At 66.5% G+C, this 13,309-nt stretch carries 14 protein-coding genes; 5 read left to right on the forward strand and 9 right to left on the reverse strand.

All coding sequences use genetic code 11. The features are described from left to right. Nucleotides 1-138: 138 nt before the first annotated feature. From AU198_RS03110 to AU198_RS03130, 5 genes are all read right to left on the reverse strand, one after another. Nucleotides 139-1,272 carry a glycoside hydrolase 5 family protein gene (locus tag AU198_RS03110; protein WP_064346045.1) on the reverse strand — a complete coding sequence of 378 codons (1,134 nt, stop codon included), beginning with the start codon at nt 1,270-1,272 and terminating at the stop codon, nt 139-141. A gap of 122 nt (nt 1,273-1,394) precedes the next feature. Continuing rightward, a complete protein-coding gene (locus tag AU198_RS03115) occupies nt 1,395-2,549 on the reverse strand; it encodes an acyl-CoA dehydrogenase family protein (protein WP_064346046.1) in 1,155 nt (384 codons plus the stop codon). Next, complete coding sequence (locus AU198_RS03120; protein WP_064346047.1) at nt 2,542-3,735, reverse strand: acyl-CoA dehydrogenase family protein; 1,194 nt, start codon at nt 3,733-3,735, stop codon at nt 2,542-2,544. The genes AU198_RS03115 and AU198_RS03120 overlap by 8 nt, the downstream gene beginning before the upstream one ends. A 57-nt stretch (nt 3,736-3,792) precedes the next feature. Then, nucleotides 3,793-4,623, reverse strand: coding sequence for an LLM class F420-dependent oxidoreductase (locus tag AU198_RS03125; protein ID WP_064346048.1), 831 nt, complete (start codon nt 4,621-4,623; stop codon nt 3,793-3,795). A 57-nt stretch (nt 4,624-4,680) separates the two neighbouring features. Further along, the gene (locus AU198_RS03130) at nt 4,681-5,256 is read right to left on the reverse strand and encodes a COG4315 family predicted lipoprotein (RefSeq protein WP_064346151.1); all 576 of its coding nucleotides are present in this window, start codon (nt 5,254-5,256) and stop codon (nt 4,681-4,683) included. A 97-nt stretch (nt 5,257-5,353) separates the two neighbouring features. On the opposite strand from AU198_RS03130, the gene AU198_RS03135 reads away from it, so the two are divergent. Next, a complete protein-coding gene (locus tag AU198_RS03135) occupies nt 5,354-6,103 on the forward strand; it encodes an SDR family NAD(P)-dependent oxidoreductase (RefSeq protein ID WP_064346152.1) in 750 nt (249 codons plus the stop codon). A gap of 10 nt (nt 6,104-6,113) precedes the next feature. On the opposite strand, the gene AU198_RS03140 is transcribed toward AU198_RS03135, so the two are convergent. The 4 genes from AU198_RS03140 to AU198_RS03155 are packed head-to-tail and all read right to left on the reverse strand — an operon-like array spanning nt 6,114 to nt 10,172. Next, entirely contained in the window at nt 6,114-7,142 is a 1,029-nt protein-coding gene (locus AU198_RS03140; protein WP_502689262.1) for a glycoside hydrolase family 6 protein, read from the reverse strand. Between the two features lie 29 nt (nt 7,143-7,171). Further along, nucleotides 7,172-7,537, reverse strand: a complete 366-nt coding sequence (gene trxA, locus AU198_RS03145; RefSeq protein ID WP_064346050.1) for a thioredoxin — start codon at nt 7,535-7,537, stop codon at nt 7,172-7,174. Between the two features lie 41 nt (nt 7,538-7,578). Next, the gene (locus tag AU198_RS03150) at nt 7,579-8,778 is read right to left on the reverse strand and encodes an NAD(P)/FAD-dependent oxidoreductase (protein ID WP_064346051.1); all 1,200 of its coding nucleotides are present in this window, start codon (nt 8,776-8,778) and stop codon (nt 7,579-7,581) included. A 14-nt stretch (nt 8,779-8,792) separates the two neighbouring features. After that, nucleotides 8,793-10,172: an MBL fold metallo-hydrolase gene (locus tag AU198_RS03155; protein ID WP_064346052.1), complete on the reverse strand. Its 1,380-nt coding sequence runs from the start codon at nt 10,170-10,172 to the stop codon at nt 8,793-8,795. A 197-nt stretch (nt 10,173-10,369) separates the two neighbouring features. Between AU198_RS03155 and AU198_RS03160 the strand changes: the two genes are divergently transcribed. The 4 genes from AU198_RS03160 to AU198_RS03175 all read left to right on the forward strand — a co-directional run bounded on the left by AU198_RS03160 (nt 10,370) and on the right by AU198_RS03175 (nt 13,300). Next, nucleotides 10,370-10,963 carry a rhodanese-like domain-containing protein gene (locus AU198_RS03160; protein WP_064346053.1) on the forward strand — a complete coding sequence of 198 codons (594 nt, stop codon included), beginning with the start codon at nt 10,370-10,372 and terminating at the stop codon, nt 10,961-10,963. 12 nt (nt 10,964-10,975) lie between these two features. Continuing rightward, a complete protein-coding gene (locus AU198_RS03165) occupies nt 10,976-11,851 on the forward strand; it encodes a sulfite exporter TauE/SafE family protein (RefSeq protein ID WP_064346153.1) in 876 nt (291 codons plus the stop codon). A 74-nt stretch (nt 11,852-11,925) separates the two neighbouring features. Further along, entirely contained in the window at nt 11,926-12,165 is a 240-nt protein-coding gene (locus tag AU198_RS03170) for a metal-sensitive transcriptional regulator (RefSeq protein WP_231744560.1), read from the forward strand. Nucleotides 12,166-12,268: 103 nt separating this feature from the next. After that, the gene (locus tag AU198_RS03175; protein WP_064346054.1) at nt 12,269-13,300 is read left to right on the forward strand and encodes a fused (3R)-hydroxyacyl-ACP dehydratase subunits HadA/HadB; all 1,032 of its coding nucleotides are present in this window, start codon (nt 12,269-12,271) and stop codon (nt 13,298-13,300) included. Nucleotides 13,301-13,309 lie beyond the last annotated feature (9 nt).

A 13,309-nucleotide genomic window follows, 5' to 3' on the forward strand; every position in this document is an offset into this window, starting at 1 on the left:
CAACGGTCCCACCCTGCCCCGGACCCCGCGGCGAACGCGCCCAATGGAAATGGTACGACCCCTACGAACCCCAACCACCACCAAGCACAAACTAGGGTTTGCGGCCCCAAACACTCTGGCGGACAGTATAAGTCGCTGTCAGGTACTCACTCCGACCAGCTTCTGGATGAAGCGGATCTCGTCGTTGTCGTGCGCGTTCCCGTCCGGGTGGATCAGGTCGGAGAACCACGTGTCCGGAAGCGTCGTGTGGGGCTCATTCCAGGAGTCCCACGGAAGGTACGTCTGCGTCCGCCCGGCAACGAATCCCCAGTTGTAGGCGCCGACGTTGCGCCGCTTGGCAATCGGCAGGATGCCCTCGACGGTGCTGCCGAGGTTGCGGGCGAGATACTCGGTGCACAGGATCGGCCGGCCCAGGGGTGTGAGCTCGTCGATGCGGTCCTCGAACTCCGCCGGCTTGGCATAGCTGTGGAAGCTGATGATGTCCGAGAGCTCGAGCTGCAGGCTGGCGATCTCACTGCGGCTGCCGGGGTCTCGCCAATGGCCCTGCCATACCCCGCTGGTCAACGGTTGGATCGGCTTGACCGCTCGCACCCACTGAAACACGTGCGGCAGGAACGCCGTGACCAGCTTCTGCTTGTCGGGATGCTCGACCTTGCGGTAGTCCTTCGCTGGGTTGTCGGGCTCGTTCCACACGTCCCACCCCAGCACCCGGGGATCGTTGCGGAAGAGTCCGACCACGCCGGTGACATAGCTCTGCAGTACGCGCGTGTAGGCCGGGTCCTGCAGTCGGTGCGCACCGGGACTCTGGACCCAGCCCGAGTTGTGCACTCCCTTGATCGGAGCCCGCTGAGGCCCCGCCTTGGGCAACGGATCCCAACACGAGTCGAACAGCACGAACAGCGGCTTGATGTTGTGACTGGCTGCGATCGAGACAAACTGAGACAGCCGCTGGCTGAATCCGGCCCGGTCGGCCGCCCACAGCTGGTCGTGCAGGAACACCCGCATCGTGTTCATCCCGATCCGCCTGGCCACGCTCAGCTCGCCGGAGATGCGGCGCGGGTCGAAGGTGCCGGCCTGAAACATCTCGAGCTGATTGACCGCGTTCGAGGTGACATAGTTGGCGCCGAGCAGCCAACCCTGCTCCCCATACCAGGCGTTGGCGCGGTCAGCCGACCATCGCCCCGTCTCGGCCGCAGCGGCGGAGGGCAGCTTGGTCAGTGCCGCGGCGGCTGCAAGGTACAGCGGAAGTTTGAGGGCGGTTCGCCGGCGCACCTTGTGAACATAGTGTTCACAGCCGAGCTGTTCGGTCCTCGTGTCTCATCTTGCAACGCAACAGGTTTCGAATCGTTATCAACCGCGTGAGCTATGTCACCCCTGTTGCCGACCAGACAGGCTCAGACCGTGAGCCCGTCGGCCACCCGCGGCACCCGCTCCGCCTCCGCGCCGTCGAGCACCATCGCGGCGACCCGGTCCCGGTGTTGTTCGGCGCTGCCCAGCAGAACCGCGTTCGTCGCGGCGCGCTTGTAATACAGATGCGCCTGGTGTTCCCAGGTGAACCCGATGCCACCGTGCACCTGGATGGTGTCGTTGGCGACGTGGCTCAGGGCGCCCGAGCAGACCGCCTGGGCGATGCTGGTGGCCAGCGCCGGATCATCGGATCCGTCCGCCAGCGCCCAGATCGCGTGATAGGCAGTCGACCTCGCGTGCTCGACGTCGACGAGCAGGTTCGCGAGCCGATGCTTGACCGCCTGAAACGATCCGATCGGCCTGCCGAACTGCAGTCGCGACTTCGCGTACTCCACCGACAGGTCCAGCAGATGCTGGGCGGCGCCCACCTGCTCCACCGCAAGAAGCGCCGCACCGACCTGTAGCGCATGGTCGATGACCCGGGCGGCTTCCTCGGCCCCGGCGATCACGCGGGCGGGCGCATCGGTGAACGTCACGTTCGCCTCGGAGCGGGTGAGATCGAGCGTGGCCAGCGGCGTGCGCTGCACTCCGTCGGCGGTGCCGTCAACGGCATACAGGACGACGCCGTCGTCGCTCCGCGCGGCGACCAGCAGGACGTCGGCGATGCCGCCGTCGACCACCTGACTCACCGTGCCCGACAACGCATCTCCCGCAGCGGTCACCGTGACGGCGTCGGGATCAAACGCGCCGCCGCGGTCCACCACGGCAAAGGCCGCGGTGCGCCGACCCTCCACGAGGTCACCGAGCAGCTCGTCGCGCACCGGCCCGGATGGGGCGGCCACCAGAGCCGGAATCGCCAGGTACACCGTGCCGAACAGCGGTCCACACGCCAACCGTGCCCCCAGCTCCTCGATGGCCACGGCCTGATCGACGAGCGTTCCGCCGACTCCGCCGTCGGCCTCGGGCACCGACAGACCCAGCACGCCGAGCTCGCCGCCGAGCCGTGCCCACACCTTGGGATCGAACGGCGGGTCGGACTCCATCAACCCGCGGACGGTCTCCTCCGAGAAGTGCTCGGCGCTGAACTTGCGCACCGCATCGCGCAATTGACTCTGTTCCTCGGTGAACTTGTACTCAGCCACGGGGAATCTCCTTCCACGGCATGCCGGCATCGGCACGCAGGTCGCCGGGCAGCCCGAGGATGCGTTCACCGAGGATGTTGCGCATCACCTCAGACGTCCCGCCTTCGATGGTGTTCGCACGGCTGCGCAGGTACCGCTGCTGGATGGGGCCCTGCCAGTCCCGTTCGCCGGTCGCCGCGCCCTGCTGATAGCCGTGGTACAGGATCCCCTCTGGCCCAAGGAAATCCATGCACCACTGGTAGATGTCCTGGTTGAGCTCGGCCCCGACCAACTTGCCGACCGATCCTTCCGGGCCGGGTCCGCCGACCGTCGCGGCCGCGCGTGACCGTTCGGAGGTGAGTCGTTGTGCCTCCGAGCGCAGCCACAGCTGCGTGAGGCGGTCGCGCAGCACCGGGGTATGGCGCTCGGGCCGCGACGCCCACAGTCCGGTCGCGTCGGCGATGGTGCCGGCGCCGCGCCTGCTGCCGCTGCCGCCGAGTGCGGTGCGTTCGTTCATCAGCGTCGTCATCGCGACGGCCCAGCCGTTGTCGACCTCGCCGAGGCGGTGCTTGTCCGGGATGCGGGCGTCGCTGAAGTAGACCTCGTTGAACTCCGCCTGACCCGTCATCTGGCGCAGCGGTCGCGTTTCGACGCCGTCGCCGTGCATGTCGATGACGAAGTACGTCAGGCCCTTGTGCTTGGGCACATCGGGATTGGTGCGCGCGAGCAGCAACCCCCAGCGGGCTCGGTGCGCCAGGCTGGTCCACACCTTCTGGCCGTTGATGACCCAGTCGTCTCCGTCGCGCACAGCCGACGTGGCCAGACCGGCGAGGTCGGAGCCGGCGCCCGGCTCGGAGAACAACTGGCACCACAGGTCGTCTGTGGTTGCCAACGGGCGCAACCACTTTCGTCTGACGTCCTCGGTCTGGGCGTGTTCGCGGATCGTCGGCGCTGCCATGCCGTAGCCCATCGGGTTCAGACCGAGGGGTACGGGGCCGCCCGCACCCTGCAAGATGCGGTCGGCAACGGCCTGCAGACCGCGGGACACCCCGAGCCCACCGAGGCCTTCGGGGAAGTGCACCCAGGTCAGACCGGCGTCGTAGCAGGCACCGAGAAATTCGGGGATCGGCACGCTCTTCGGGTCGTGGTCGGCGACGACCCCACGCGCCAGTTCGGCGACCCGATCGGCATCAGCGTCATTGCTCATGGCTGTCACGATAGAAACTCGACGCGCGTCGACGAACAGCGGTACCGGCTTGAGCGACTAACCGCGGTACTCGGCGATCTTGGCGGCGTAGTCGTCGAGAATCCGCAGCGACTCGTCGCGCGATTTGGTGGGCAGCAGCAGGTTGGCCTGCCGGTAGCCGAGATCCTCGAGAGCACGCCAGTAATCCGGATCCGCAGGCGTGCCGAACGTCGTCAACGGCACGTCGTGACCCGCACCCTCCCGCATCTGCTCGATTCGTTTGACCAGCCTCTCGACCGGTAGTGGGTTGGAGATCCAGCCGGCGCCATGGCGGATCACCCGCTTGACCGTGGCGTCGGAGTCACCGCCGACGACGATCGGCGGGTGGGGTTTCTGCACCGGCTTCGGCCGCAGGAACGAGGATTCGAAGTCGACGAAACGTCCGTGATACTCGGCGGGCTCATCGGTCCACAACGCTTTGATGGCCTCGATACGTTCGTCCAGCAACGCCCCGCGGGTCTTGGGGTCGGTGCCGTGGTGGCGCAACTCCTCGATGTTCCACCCCGCGCCCACACCGAACACGAAGCGGCCACCCGAGATCAGGTCGATGCTGGCGGCCTCCTTGGCGGTGATGATCGGATCGCGCTGGATGAGAAGCGCGATACCGGTGATCAGCTCGATCGTGGAGGTCACCGCCGCGGCCGCGGCCAGCGTCACGAACGGATCCAGCGTCCGGTAGTAGATCTTGGGCAGGTCGCCACCCATCGGGTACGGCGATTCCCTGCTCGCCGGGATGTGGGTGTGCTCGGCAACCGCCAGCGCGTTGAAGCCGCGCTCCTCGATCGCACGGGCCAAGGTCAGGGTGTCGATCGTGTCGTCATTGACGAAGGTTGAGATCCCGAAGTCCATGCCGCCCTCGCTTTCGTCGATGCGGATGCCAACGCCGGCGCGCGACGCGGCTATTCCTCAGGCCAGCGGTTCACCGAACTTGGTCAGCGCATGCCATTCGCCGCCGAACATGTCCAGACCCTGCCCGTGGGCGTCCCTGTCGGTCTGATCGCCGGCATATCGGTAGAGGGGGTGGCCGCGGTACGTCACCTGTTCGCCCTCGTCGCGACGCGGCACGATCTTGGCCGCCGCCACGTCGATGCCGATGCCGCCAGCCGGATCCGCGTCGGCCAGCAGAGGCAGCCAAGTGTAGGCGCACTCGCCGTAGCACGTCGGTTCGTTCGGACTGTCCTCGGAGAAGACGTACAGCGTGCGGCCGGTGCTGTCGACGATGATCTCCCCGAGGTCGCCGCGGTCGTCGATGCCGAGTGAGACGTCCCCGATCGGCGGCTTCCGCTCGATCGACGGCGGCGGATTCGGTGCCGGGGTTTTCGCCTCCGTGCGCGGTGCCGCCAGTGGCGTCCGCGTGCCGGTCGTCGCGGCCGTCGACGTGCTGTTGGTCTCCTTGTTCTCGAGCGCGGCGCACCCCGAGAGGGCGACGACGCCGAACACCAGCGTCGACGCGCACGCGAACACACTTCGTGGCGTGGGCATGATCACTCCATTTCCTCCGACGCGGCAGCTCAAACGTGCCGAACGGAGTGCTCGGGTACGCGGGAATATTCGGATGGTCACGGGGTTGCAGGCCTCCATGACAGACACACTCGCGGGCAAGACCGCCCTCGTCACAGGCGCAACCGCTGGAATCGGCTACGCCATCGCCGCCCAACTCGCCGCCGAGGGCGCGCAGGTCGTCGTACACGGCCGTGACGCCGAGCGCGGCGCGAAAACCGTGCAGGACATCGAAAACGCCGGCGGCACCGCCCGTTTCGTTGCTGCCGACCTCTCAGATGCCGATGACGTGCGGTGGCTCGCCGACGAAGCGGGTGACGTCGACATCCTGGTGAACAACGCGGGCATCTACCGCTTCGCCACCACGTTCGAGACCACCGACGCCGACTTCGACGACCACTTCGACACCAACCTGCGTGCGCCGTATCTGCTCGTTCAGAAGCTGGTGCCGGGAATGATCGAGCGTGGCGGCGGCGCGGTGGTCAACGTGACCACGACGGCCGCGACCCGACCGGCGGCGGGCGCCGGCATCTACGGCGCCAGCAAGGCGGGACTCGATCTGTTCACCAAGCTCTGGGCCGACGAGTTCGGTGGCCACGGTGTGCGTGTCAACGCCGTCTCCCCCGGCCCGACGCGCACCGACGGCTCGGCCGACCTCGGCGTCGAGATCGTCGACGGACTAGGCCGCACAACGGCGTTGGGGCGCACGGCCGGTCCCGAAGAGGTCGCCAGCGTTGTGGCCTTCGCCGCCTCCCCGGCCGCCAGCTACGTCAACGGAGCGATCCTGACCGTCGACGGCGGCGCCCCCGCCGTCCGCCCGGTCGCCTGATACGCGGAGCTCACTGACCGGCGTTGCGCGCCAGGTCGATGACGTACTGGTTGACGAAGTCACCGGCGGGCGGATCGCCCTTGCCGCAGGTCCCGTCGGACTCGCCCGGCCGCTTCACCCACAGGTAGGCGTCGGCGTGCGGTCCCGCCGTGGCCGTGGTGGGCGGGACGCCAAGTGCCCGGCCGCTGGGGTTGCACCACGCGAGATCGCCTTCCGCGGGCCCGTTGCCGTTGCGGGACGTGTCGATCACGTAGTTCTTACCGTTCGTCAGGCCCGATATCGCCTCGCCGTAGCCGATTTCGTCTTCGGTGGTGAAGAAGTTCGCGACGTTGAGGCTGAAACCCCGCGCACGCTGGACACCGGCCTGATTGAGCCGCGACGCCATCTCCTCGGGGCTGTGCCAGTGCAAGTGACCGGCATCGACGTACACCGCGGTCGTCGGATTGCGGGTGAGCGAGTCGACGGCGTAGCTGATCAGGTCGAAACGTTCCTGGCGTTGGTCTCCCGACAGGCAGTCGGCCATGGCCAGGGCGTCGGGTTCGAGGACGACCGCCGCGGGCACCGGGCCGATGTCGGCGGCGATCCCGTCGATCCACTGACGGTATGCCTCACCCGAACCGTGCCCGCCCGCGGCGAAACTCCCGCAGTCGCGGTGCGGGATGCCGTAGATCGCGAACACCGGCAGGGCGCCGGTCGCCTGCGCGTCGCCTGCGTACTTGGCCACCGTCGATGCCGACGAGCCCGGCACCAGCCAGTAGGCCTGCGGGGTGTTGGCGACCGTCGTCAGTTCGGGGCTGAGTGGGTCCGCCGCCTGAGCCGCGCGCATGGCTTTCGACGTGGGGTTGACGTAGAAGGGCTTGCCGGCGAGTGGATTGCCCTCGCTCGTCAGCCGGATCGTCGGACCCGGGCCCGCGGGCAGCGGGTCGGCCAAAAGCCCGGCGGAGGCGACGACCGCCACGGTCAGGACGGGCGCGGTCAGTCGCGCGGCTACACGAGCCAGTGAGGGCTTCACGTCAAGGAAATTAATGGTTCGACACAAAGGCCGCCAATTCGGGCCGGAGAACCGGTCTACCCCGCCTTCCTAGCGGCGATCTTGGCATGGACCTCGGCCATGTCGAGTGCTTTCACCCTGGTGATGAGATCCTCCAACGCCGCCGGATGCATTGCGCCGGCCTGCCGGTAGACGAGCACGCCGTCCCGGAAGGTCATCACGGTCGGAATCGAGGTGATCTCGAGCGCGGTTGCCAAGTCGAGCTCATGCTGTGTGTCGACTTTGGCGTGCACGACGTCTGGATGCGACTCCGAGGAGCGCTCGAATATCGGGGCGAAGGCGCGGCACGGACCGCACCACGATGCCCAGAAATCGACCAGCACGATCGGATTGTCCACGACGGTGGACTCGAAGTCGTCATAGGTCAGGCTCTTCGTTGCCATGATTTCTCCTTTCCGTGTTTCCCTGTGGGGCAGGCGAATTGCTACGCCAGACCCTTCAGCATCATGTTCCAGTACATGAACGGCAACCCGTACTTCTTGAGGTACCAATAGCTGCGGTGGGGCTTGGTCGGGTCGAGCAGCGGCAACGACGGGGTCAGGTTCAGGTCGTAGTCGAACTCCGCCAACAGCATCGCGTGCGAGGACGTCACGATCGGACACGACCCGTAGCCGTTATAGGAGGCGGCCAGGGGCCGGCCCGCCAGGTATGACTCGATGTTGTCGACCACCACCGGAGCCTGTTTACGGATCGCCGCACCGGTTTTCGAGTTCGGTGAGGAACCGGCGTCGCCGAGGCTGAACACGTTGGGATAGCGCACGTGCTGCATGGTGTGCTTGTCGATCTCGACGTATCCGTTTGCGTCACCGGTCGACAGCGGACTCGACTTGATCCAATCGGGCGCAGACTGGCGGGGCACCGCATGCAGCACGTCATAGGGCAGCATGGTGTTCGACCCGCCGTCCCCAACGTGGGTGACACCCGCCTTGTGTGCCGTCGCGTCGATGGACGTCACCTCGGCGTTGGTGTGCACCGTGATCCCGTAGTCGGCAGCGATCGCGTCCAGGTTGTCGGCGATCGCCGGGATACCGAACAGTCGCGGTGTGGGCACCACCAGGTGCACGTCGATGTCGGAAAGAACACCCTGCTTTCGCCAATAGTCGCTCGCCAGGTAGGCGATCTTCTGAGGCGCTCCGGCGCACTTGATGGGGCCGGACGGCATGGCGAAAACCGCACTGCCCGAACGAAGGTTGCGGATGAATTCCCATGTACGCGGAGCCAGGTCGAACCGATAGTTCGACGACACTCCGTCCTTGCCGAGTGCGTCCTCCAGCCCCTCGGTGCGGTTCCAGTCCAGCTGGATGCCGGGGCAGACCACGAGGACGCCGTACTCGTAGACCGCTCCGTCGGCGCACGTGACCGTGTTGTTCTCCGGGTCGACCGAGACCGCGGCGTTCTTGATCCACGTCGCGCCCTTGGGCATTACCGAGGCTTCGGGTCGTGCGGTCGCCGACGCCGTCGCCTGGCCGCCCCCGACGAGCGTCCACAGCGGTTGGTAGTAGTGCGTATCGGACGGTTCGATGACCGTGACGTCGGAGCGTCCGTTGCGCAGCAGTCGGGCGGCGACCGAGATGCCTGCGGTACCGCCGCCGACGATGACGATCCGGTGCTTGCCGGTGGTCATGATCTTTCCTCCACTCAGGCGTTCTGACGGGACTCTTCCCAGGCGTTGTAGCCGCCCAGGATATCGCTGACATCACCGAAACCGTTCTGCCGCAACAGGCTTGCGGCGACCGACGACCGGTAGCCACCGGCGCAGTAGACGACCGTCGGCTTGACCGGATCCAGCTCGTCCAGCCGAGTGGGCAGCTGACCAACCGGGATGGTGTGGGCGTTCGGAATCGTCCCCGCCGCGACCTCACCCGGATTGCGCACGTCGACGATCTGCAGGTCGGCCAGCTCCGCGGCGCGTTGGTCGAAAGCCTTGGCCGTCAACCGGGACGCCATCTGGACGTCATCCTGGTGTGCCAGCATCACCTCAAACGGTCGGTCGACGTAGCCGATCACCCGGTCGAAACCGATGCGGGCGAGCCGGTTCTTGCCTTCCAGCTCGTGGCCGGGCTCGGTGAACAGCACGATGTCGACGTCGGTGGGAACCACCGATCCGGCGAATTCCGCGTAGCGACCCGCCAACCCGATGTTGACTGCGCCGCGCAGGTGACCCAGCGCGAACTCCTCGGGCCCGCGCCCGTCGATCAGGATCGCGCCCGACTTCATCGCGTCGCGAACCTGCTCGTAGGTCATCGCCGTCGGCATCTTGGTCTCGTCCAACAGTTCACGATCCTTACGGTTGAGGATCGCGTCGTAGACGAAGTAGCTCGGTGCCGGCGGCTGCCCTTCGGTGACCAGCGACATGAAGGACGCCTTGTCAGGAGCACGAAGCGCGTAGTTCGTCTCCTTCTGGTCGCCCATGGTCGACCACAGGTCGGTCGAGAGGTTCTTGCCGCAGGCCGAGCCTGCTCCGTGCGCCGGGTACACCCGGGTGGCGTCGGGCAGGGTCATCAGCTTGTTGTGCAATGAGTCATAGAGCTTCTCCGCCAATTCCTCGCGGGTGAACCCGATCGAGGCGAGCAGGTCGGGCCTACCGACGTCGCCGATGAACAGGGCGTCACCGGTCAGCACGCCGTAGGGCACGTCGTCGTCGGCGTGCTCGTAGACCACGATGCTCATCGACTCCGGGGTGTGGCCCGGCGTGTGCCGGAACTCCAGCGTCACGTCGCCCAGTGAGTACCGCTCGCCGTCGGCAACGCCCATCGACTCGAACTCGGTCTCGGCAACCGACGAGTACACGATCTTCGCGCCCGAGGCCTTTGCCAGTTCCAGGTGGCCGGACAGGAAGTCGGCATGAAAGTGGGTCTCGATGACGAGTTCGATGGCGAAGCCGAGATCCTTGGCATCGGACAGGTACTCAGAGACGTCGCGCTGCGGATCGACAACCACTGCGCGGCCGGTGGTTTCGTCGGCGATCAGATACGACGCATGGGACAGGCAGTCCAGGTAGTACTGGATGAATTTCATGGCGGCGGCCCTTTCGTTCGGTTTCGGAAGGCTCTGTGGTACCTACGGTGCAGATACCCCTATGGGTATGTCAAGAGGCTTTAGGCCCTCGGATGTTCCCTCTTGCATGTACCCCCAGGGGCATGTGTAACATGGTGCTCAATATACCCCCTCCGGTATTTGATGCAAGAGCCGTACCCCCTCGAAAGGACGTAGACATGACCGCACCCGCCACGATCGATTGCCAGAACCTCGAAGCCCTGCTCAGCTCGCCCACACCGCCGCGGGTGCTCGATGTGCGGACCCCGGGCGAGTTCGAGACGGCCCACATCGCCGGCGCCTACAACGTGCCGTTGGCCCTGTTACGGGAGCACCGCGACGAGATCGCCCAGCACCTCGACGAGGACGTCGTCCTGGTTTGCCGCTCAGGTCAGCGCGCCGCTCAGGCCGAGGAGACGCTGCGCAACGCAGGGCTGACCAACGTGCACATCCTCGCAGGCGGCATTACCGCCTGGGAGGCCAAGGGATTCGCGGTCAACCGCGGCGCGCAACGGTGGGACCTTGAGCGACAGGTCCGTCTGGTCGCAGGCGGCATCGTGCTCTCCAGCATCCTGGGCAGCATTGCGGTGCCCAAACTCAAGTGGGTGGCGGGTGCCATCGGCGGGGGCCTGACGTTTGCGGCTCTGTCCAACACGTGCGCGATGGGCATGATGCTGTCGAAGCTGCCCTACAACCGCGGAGCCACCTGCGACGCCCAGAGCATCGTGTCCCAGCTTGTCGACCAGACTCCCGCAGTCAGGAAAGTGGGCTAGCAGACCATGGACATGATCGCGCTCACCGTCGGGTTGGCCGTCTTCGTCGGCATCGCGCTCGGGTTGCTGGGTGGCGGAGGTTCGATCCTGACCGTTCCGCTGCTGGCGTACGTGGCCGGGATGGACGCCAAGCAGGCCATCGCCACCTCGCTTCTGGTGGTCGGCGTCACCAGTGCCATCGGTGCGATCTCGCACGCGCGGGCCGGTCGGGTGCAGTGGCGCACCGGCCTGATTTTCGGCGCCGCGGGCATGGCCGGGGCGTATGCGGGCGGAGTGCTGGCCCGCTTCATTCCCGGCACGATCCTGCTCGTCGGCTTCGCCGTCATGATGGTCGCCACCGCCGTCGCCATGCTGCGCGGACGCAAGAAGGTCGAGACCACCGGCACCAGCCAGCATCTCCCGATCCCGAAGATCATCGCGGAGGGCCTGGTGGTGGGTTTGGTCACCGGTCTGGTCGGGGCCGGGGGCGGCTTCCTCGTAGTGCCCGCGCTTGCGCTGCTCGGTGGGTTGCCGATGCCCGTGGCCGTCGGCACCTCGCTCATCGTGATCGCGATGAAGTCGTTCGCGGGGCTGGGCGGCTACCTGTCCAGCGTTCAGATCGACTGGGCGGTGGCGCTGTCGGTGACGGCCGCGGCCGTGGTCGGCGCCCTCATCGGAGCCCGACTGACCGCGATGGTCAACCCCGAGGCGCTGCGGAAGGCCTTCGGCTGGTTCGTGCTCGCGATGTCGTCGGTCATCCTGTCCCAGGAGATCCACCCGGGCGTCGGAATCGCGGCCGCAGTGCTCACCGCGATCGCCGGCGGCATGACACTGGCTTGCACGCGATACGCGCTATGTCCGCTGCGGCGGCTCACCGCCGCTGCCCCCTCCAGCACGGCAGTCGCGTGATCAACACCGGCGAGGCCCCTGCGCTTGCCCAAACCCGCTGCGGCGCAGTCGCCGACGGAGATTCTTTCACCGCCGTGCTCAACAGGCTGCGCAGAGCCCACGGGCAACTGGCCGGGGTGATCGCGATGATCGAACAGGGCAGAACTTGCCAGGACGTGGTGACCCAGTTGACCGCTGTGACACGGGCCCTGGAGAAGGCCGGGTTCAAGATCGTGGCAACCGGCTTGCGGGAATGCCTGACCGGAAATGCCGCGAACGGACATCAACCGTTGACCGAAGCCGAGCTCGAGAAACTTTTCCTGCATCTGGCCTGACCCCACAAGCGTCACCACGGCTGTCGCGAAGCGGAAGGTGACCACCCGCTACTGTGCTGTGGTCGGCCCTTCGAACCAGTCGGCAGAAAAGTTGAGCAGACGTATGACCGCAGCACCAGAGACGTCGGCGATCGAAGCGCGGGTCGGCCACTGGTACCAGATGGACGGCAGCTACCTGGTCGGTCGCGAGAAGGTTCGCGAATACGCCCGCGCGGTGCAGGACTACCACCCCGCACACTGGGACGTCGAAGCCGCAGCCGAGCTGGGATATTCAGGCCTCGTGGCCCCGCTGACATTTACCTCAGCTCCTGGCATGTCCTGCAACCGCCGCATGTTCGAGCAGGTGGTCGTCGGTTACGACACCTATCTTCAAACCGAAGAGGTCTTCGAGCAGCACCGCCCGATCGTCGCCGGCGACGAACTCCAGGTCGATGTCGAACTGACGTCCGTACGCAGGATCGCCGGCCGAGACATGATCACCGTGACCAACACCTTCACCGACCCGGCCGGCGAGCGGGTACACACCCTGCACACCACCGTCGTCGGCGTCACCGCCGAAGACCTCAACCCGGAGGTCAAAACCGCCGTGCAGAACGCGATGATGCACGACGTCGACTTCTCCGGAATCGGCACACTGGATTCGGAATACCACAAGACGCTTCGACCCGAGGGCGATGTCCGGATCGCCGACGGTGGGCTGACCCGCACACCGGCGACGCCCTCCTTTGAGGACGTGGCGGTCGGCGACGAGCTCCCGGTGCACCACACGCGGTTGTCCCGCGGCGACCTGGTCAACTACGCGGGCGTCGCCGGTGATGCCAACCCGATCCACTGGGACGAAGACATCGCCAAGCTGGCCGGACTTCCCGACGTGATCGCCCACGGCATGCTCACGATGGGTTTGGGCGCCGGATTCGTTTCCGGATGGTCGGGCGACCCGGGCGCTGTGACGCGTTATGCGGTGCGGCTCTCCGCGCCCGCGATCGTGTCGGCCAAGGAGGGCGCCGACATCGAGTTCAGCGGCCGAATCAAGTCCTTGGATCCCGCGACCCGATCGGGCGTCATCGTGGTGGCCGCGAAGTCGGCCGGAAAGAAGATCTTCGGGCTGGCGACCATGAACATCCGCTTCCGCTGACGCGTCGGC

Origin of the sequence: Mycobacterium sp. GA-1199 (assembly GCF_001500045.1) — a bacterium.
In the GTDB taxonomy this organism is placed as follows: Bacteria; Actinomycetota; Actinomycetes; order Mycobacteriales; family Mycobacteriaceae; genus Mycobacterium.

Excerpts from the sequence above, each read along its gene's own strand:
- AU198_RS03120 (WP_064346047.1), bottom strand. The coding sequence starts at position 3,735 with ATGAGCAATGACGCTGATGCCGATCGGGTCGCCGAACTGGCGCGTGGG.
- AU198_RS03125 (WP_064346048.1), bottom strand. The coding sequence starts at position 4,623 with ATGGACTTCGGGATCTCAACCTTCGTCAATGACGACACGATCGACACC.
- AU198_RS03130 (WP_064346151.1), bottom strand. The coding sequence starts at position 5,256 with ATGCCCACGCCACGAAGTGTGTTCGCGTGCGCGTCGACGCTGGTGTTC.
- AU198_RS03135 (WP_064346152.1), top strand. The coding sequence starts at position 5,354 with ATGACAGACACACTCGCGGGCAAGACCGCCCTCGTCACAGGCGCAACC.
- trxA (WP_064346050.1), bottom strand. The coding sequence starts at position 7,537 with ATGGCAACGAAGAGCCTGACCTATGACGACTTCGAGTCCACCGTCGTG.
- AU198_RS03150 (WP_064346051.1), bottom strand. The coding sequence starts at position 8,778 with ATGACCACCGGCAAGCACCGGATCGTCATCGTCGGCGGCGGTACCGCA.
- AU198_RS03155 (WP_064346052.1), bottom strand. The coding sequence starts at position 10,172 with ATGAAATTCATCCAGTACTACCTGGACTGCCTGTCCCATGCGTCGTAT.
- AU198_RS03160 (WP_064346053.1), top strand. The coding sequence starts at position 10,370 with ATGACCGCACCCGCCACGATCGATTGCCAGAACCTCGAAGCCCTGCTC.
- AU198_RS03165 (WP_064346153.1), top strand. The coding sequence starts at position 10,976 with ATGATCGCGCTCACCGTCGGGTTGGCCGTCTTCGTCGGCATCGCGCTC.
- AU198_RS03175 (WP_064346054.1), top strand. The coding sequence starts at position 12,269 with ATGACCGCAGCACCAGAGACGTCGGCGATCGAAGCGCGGGTCGGCCAC.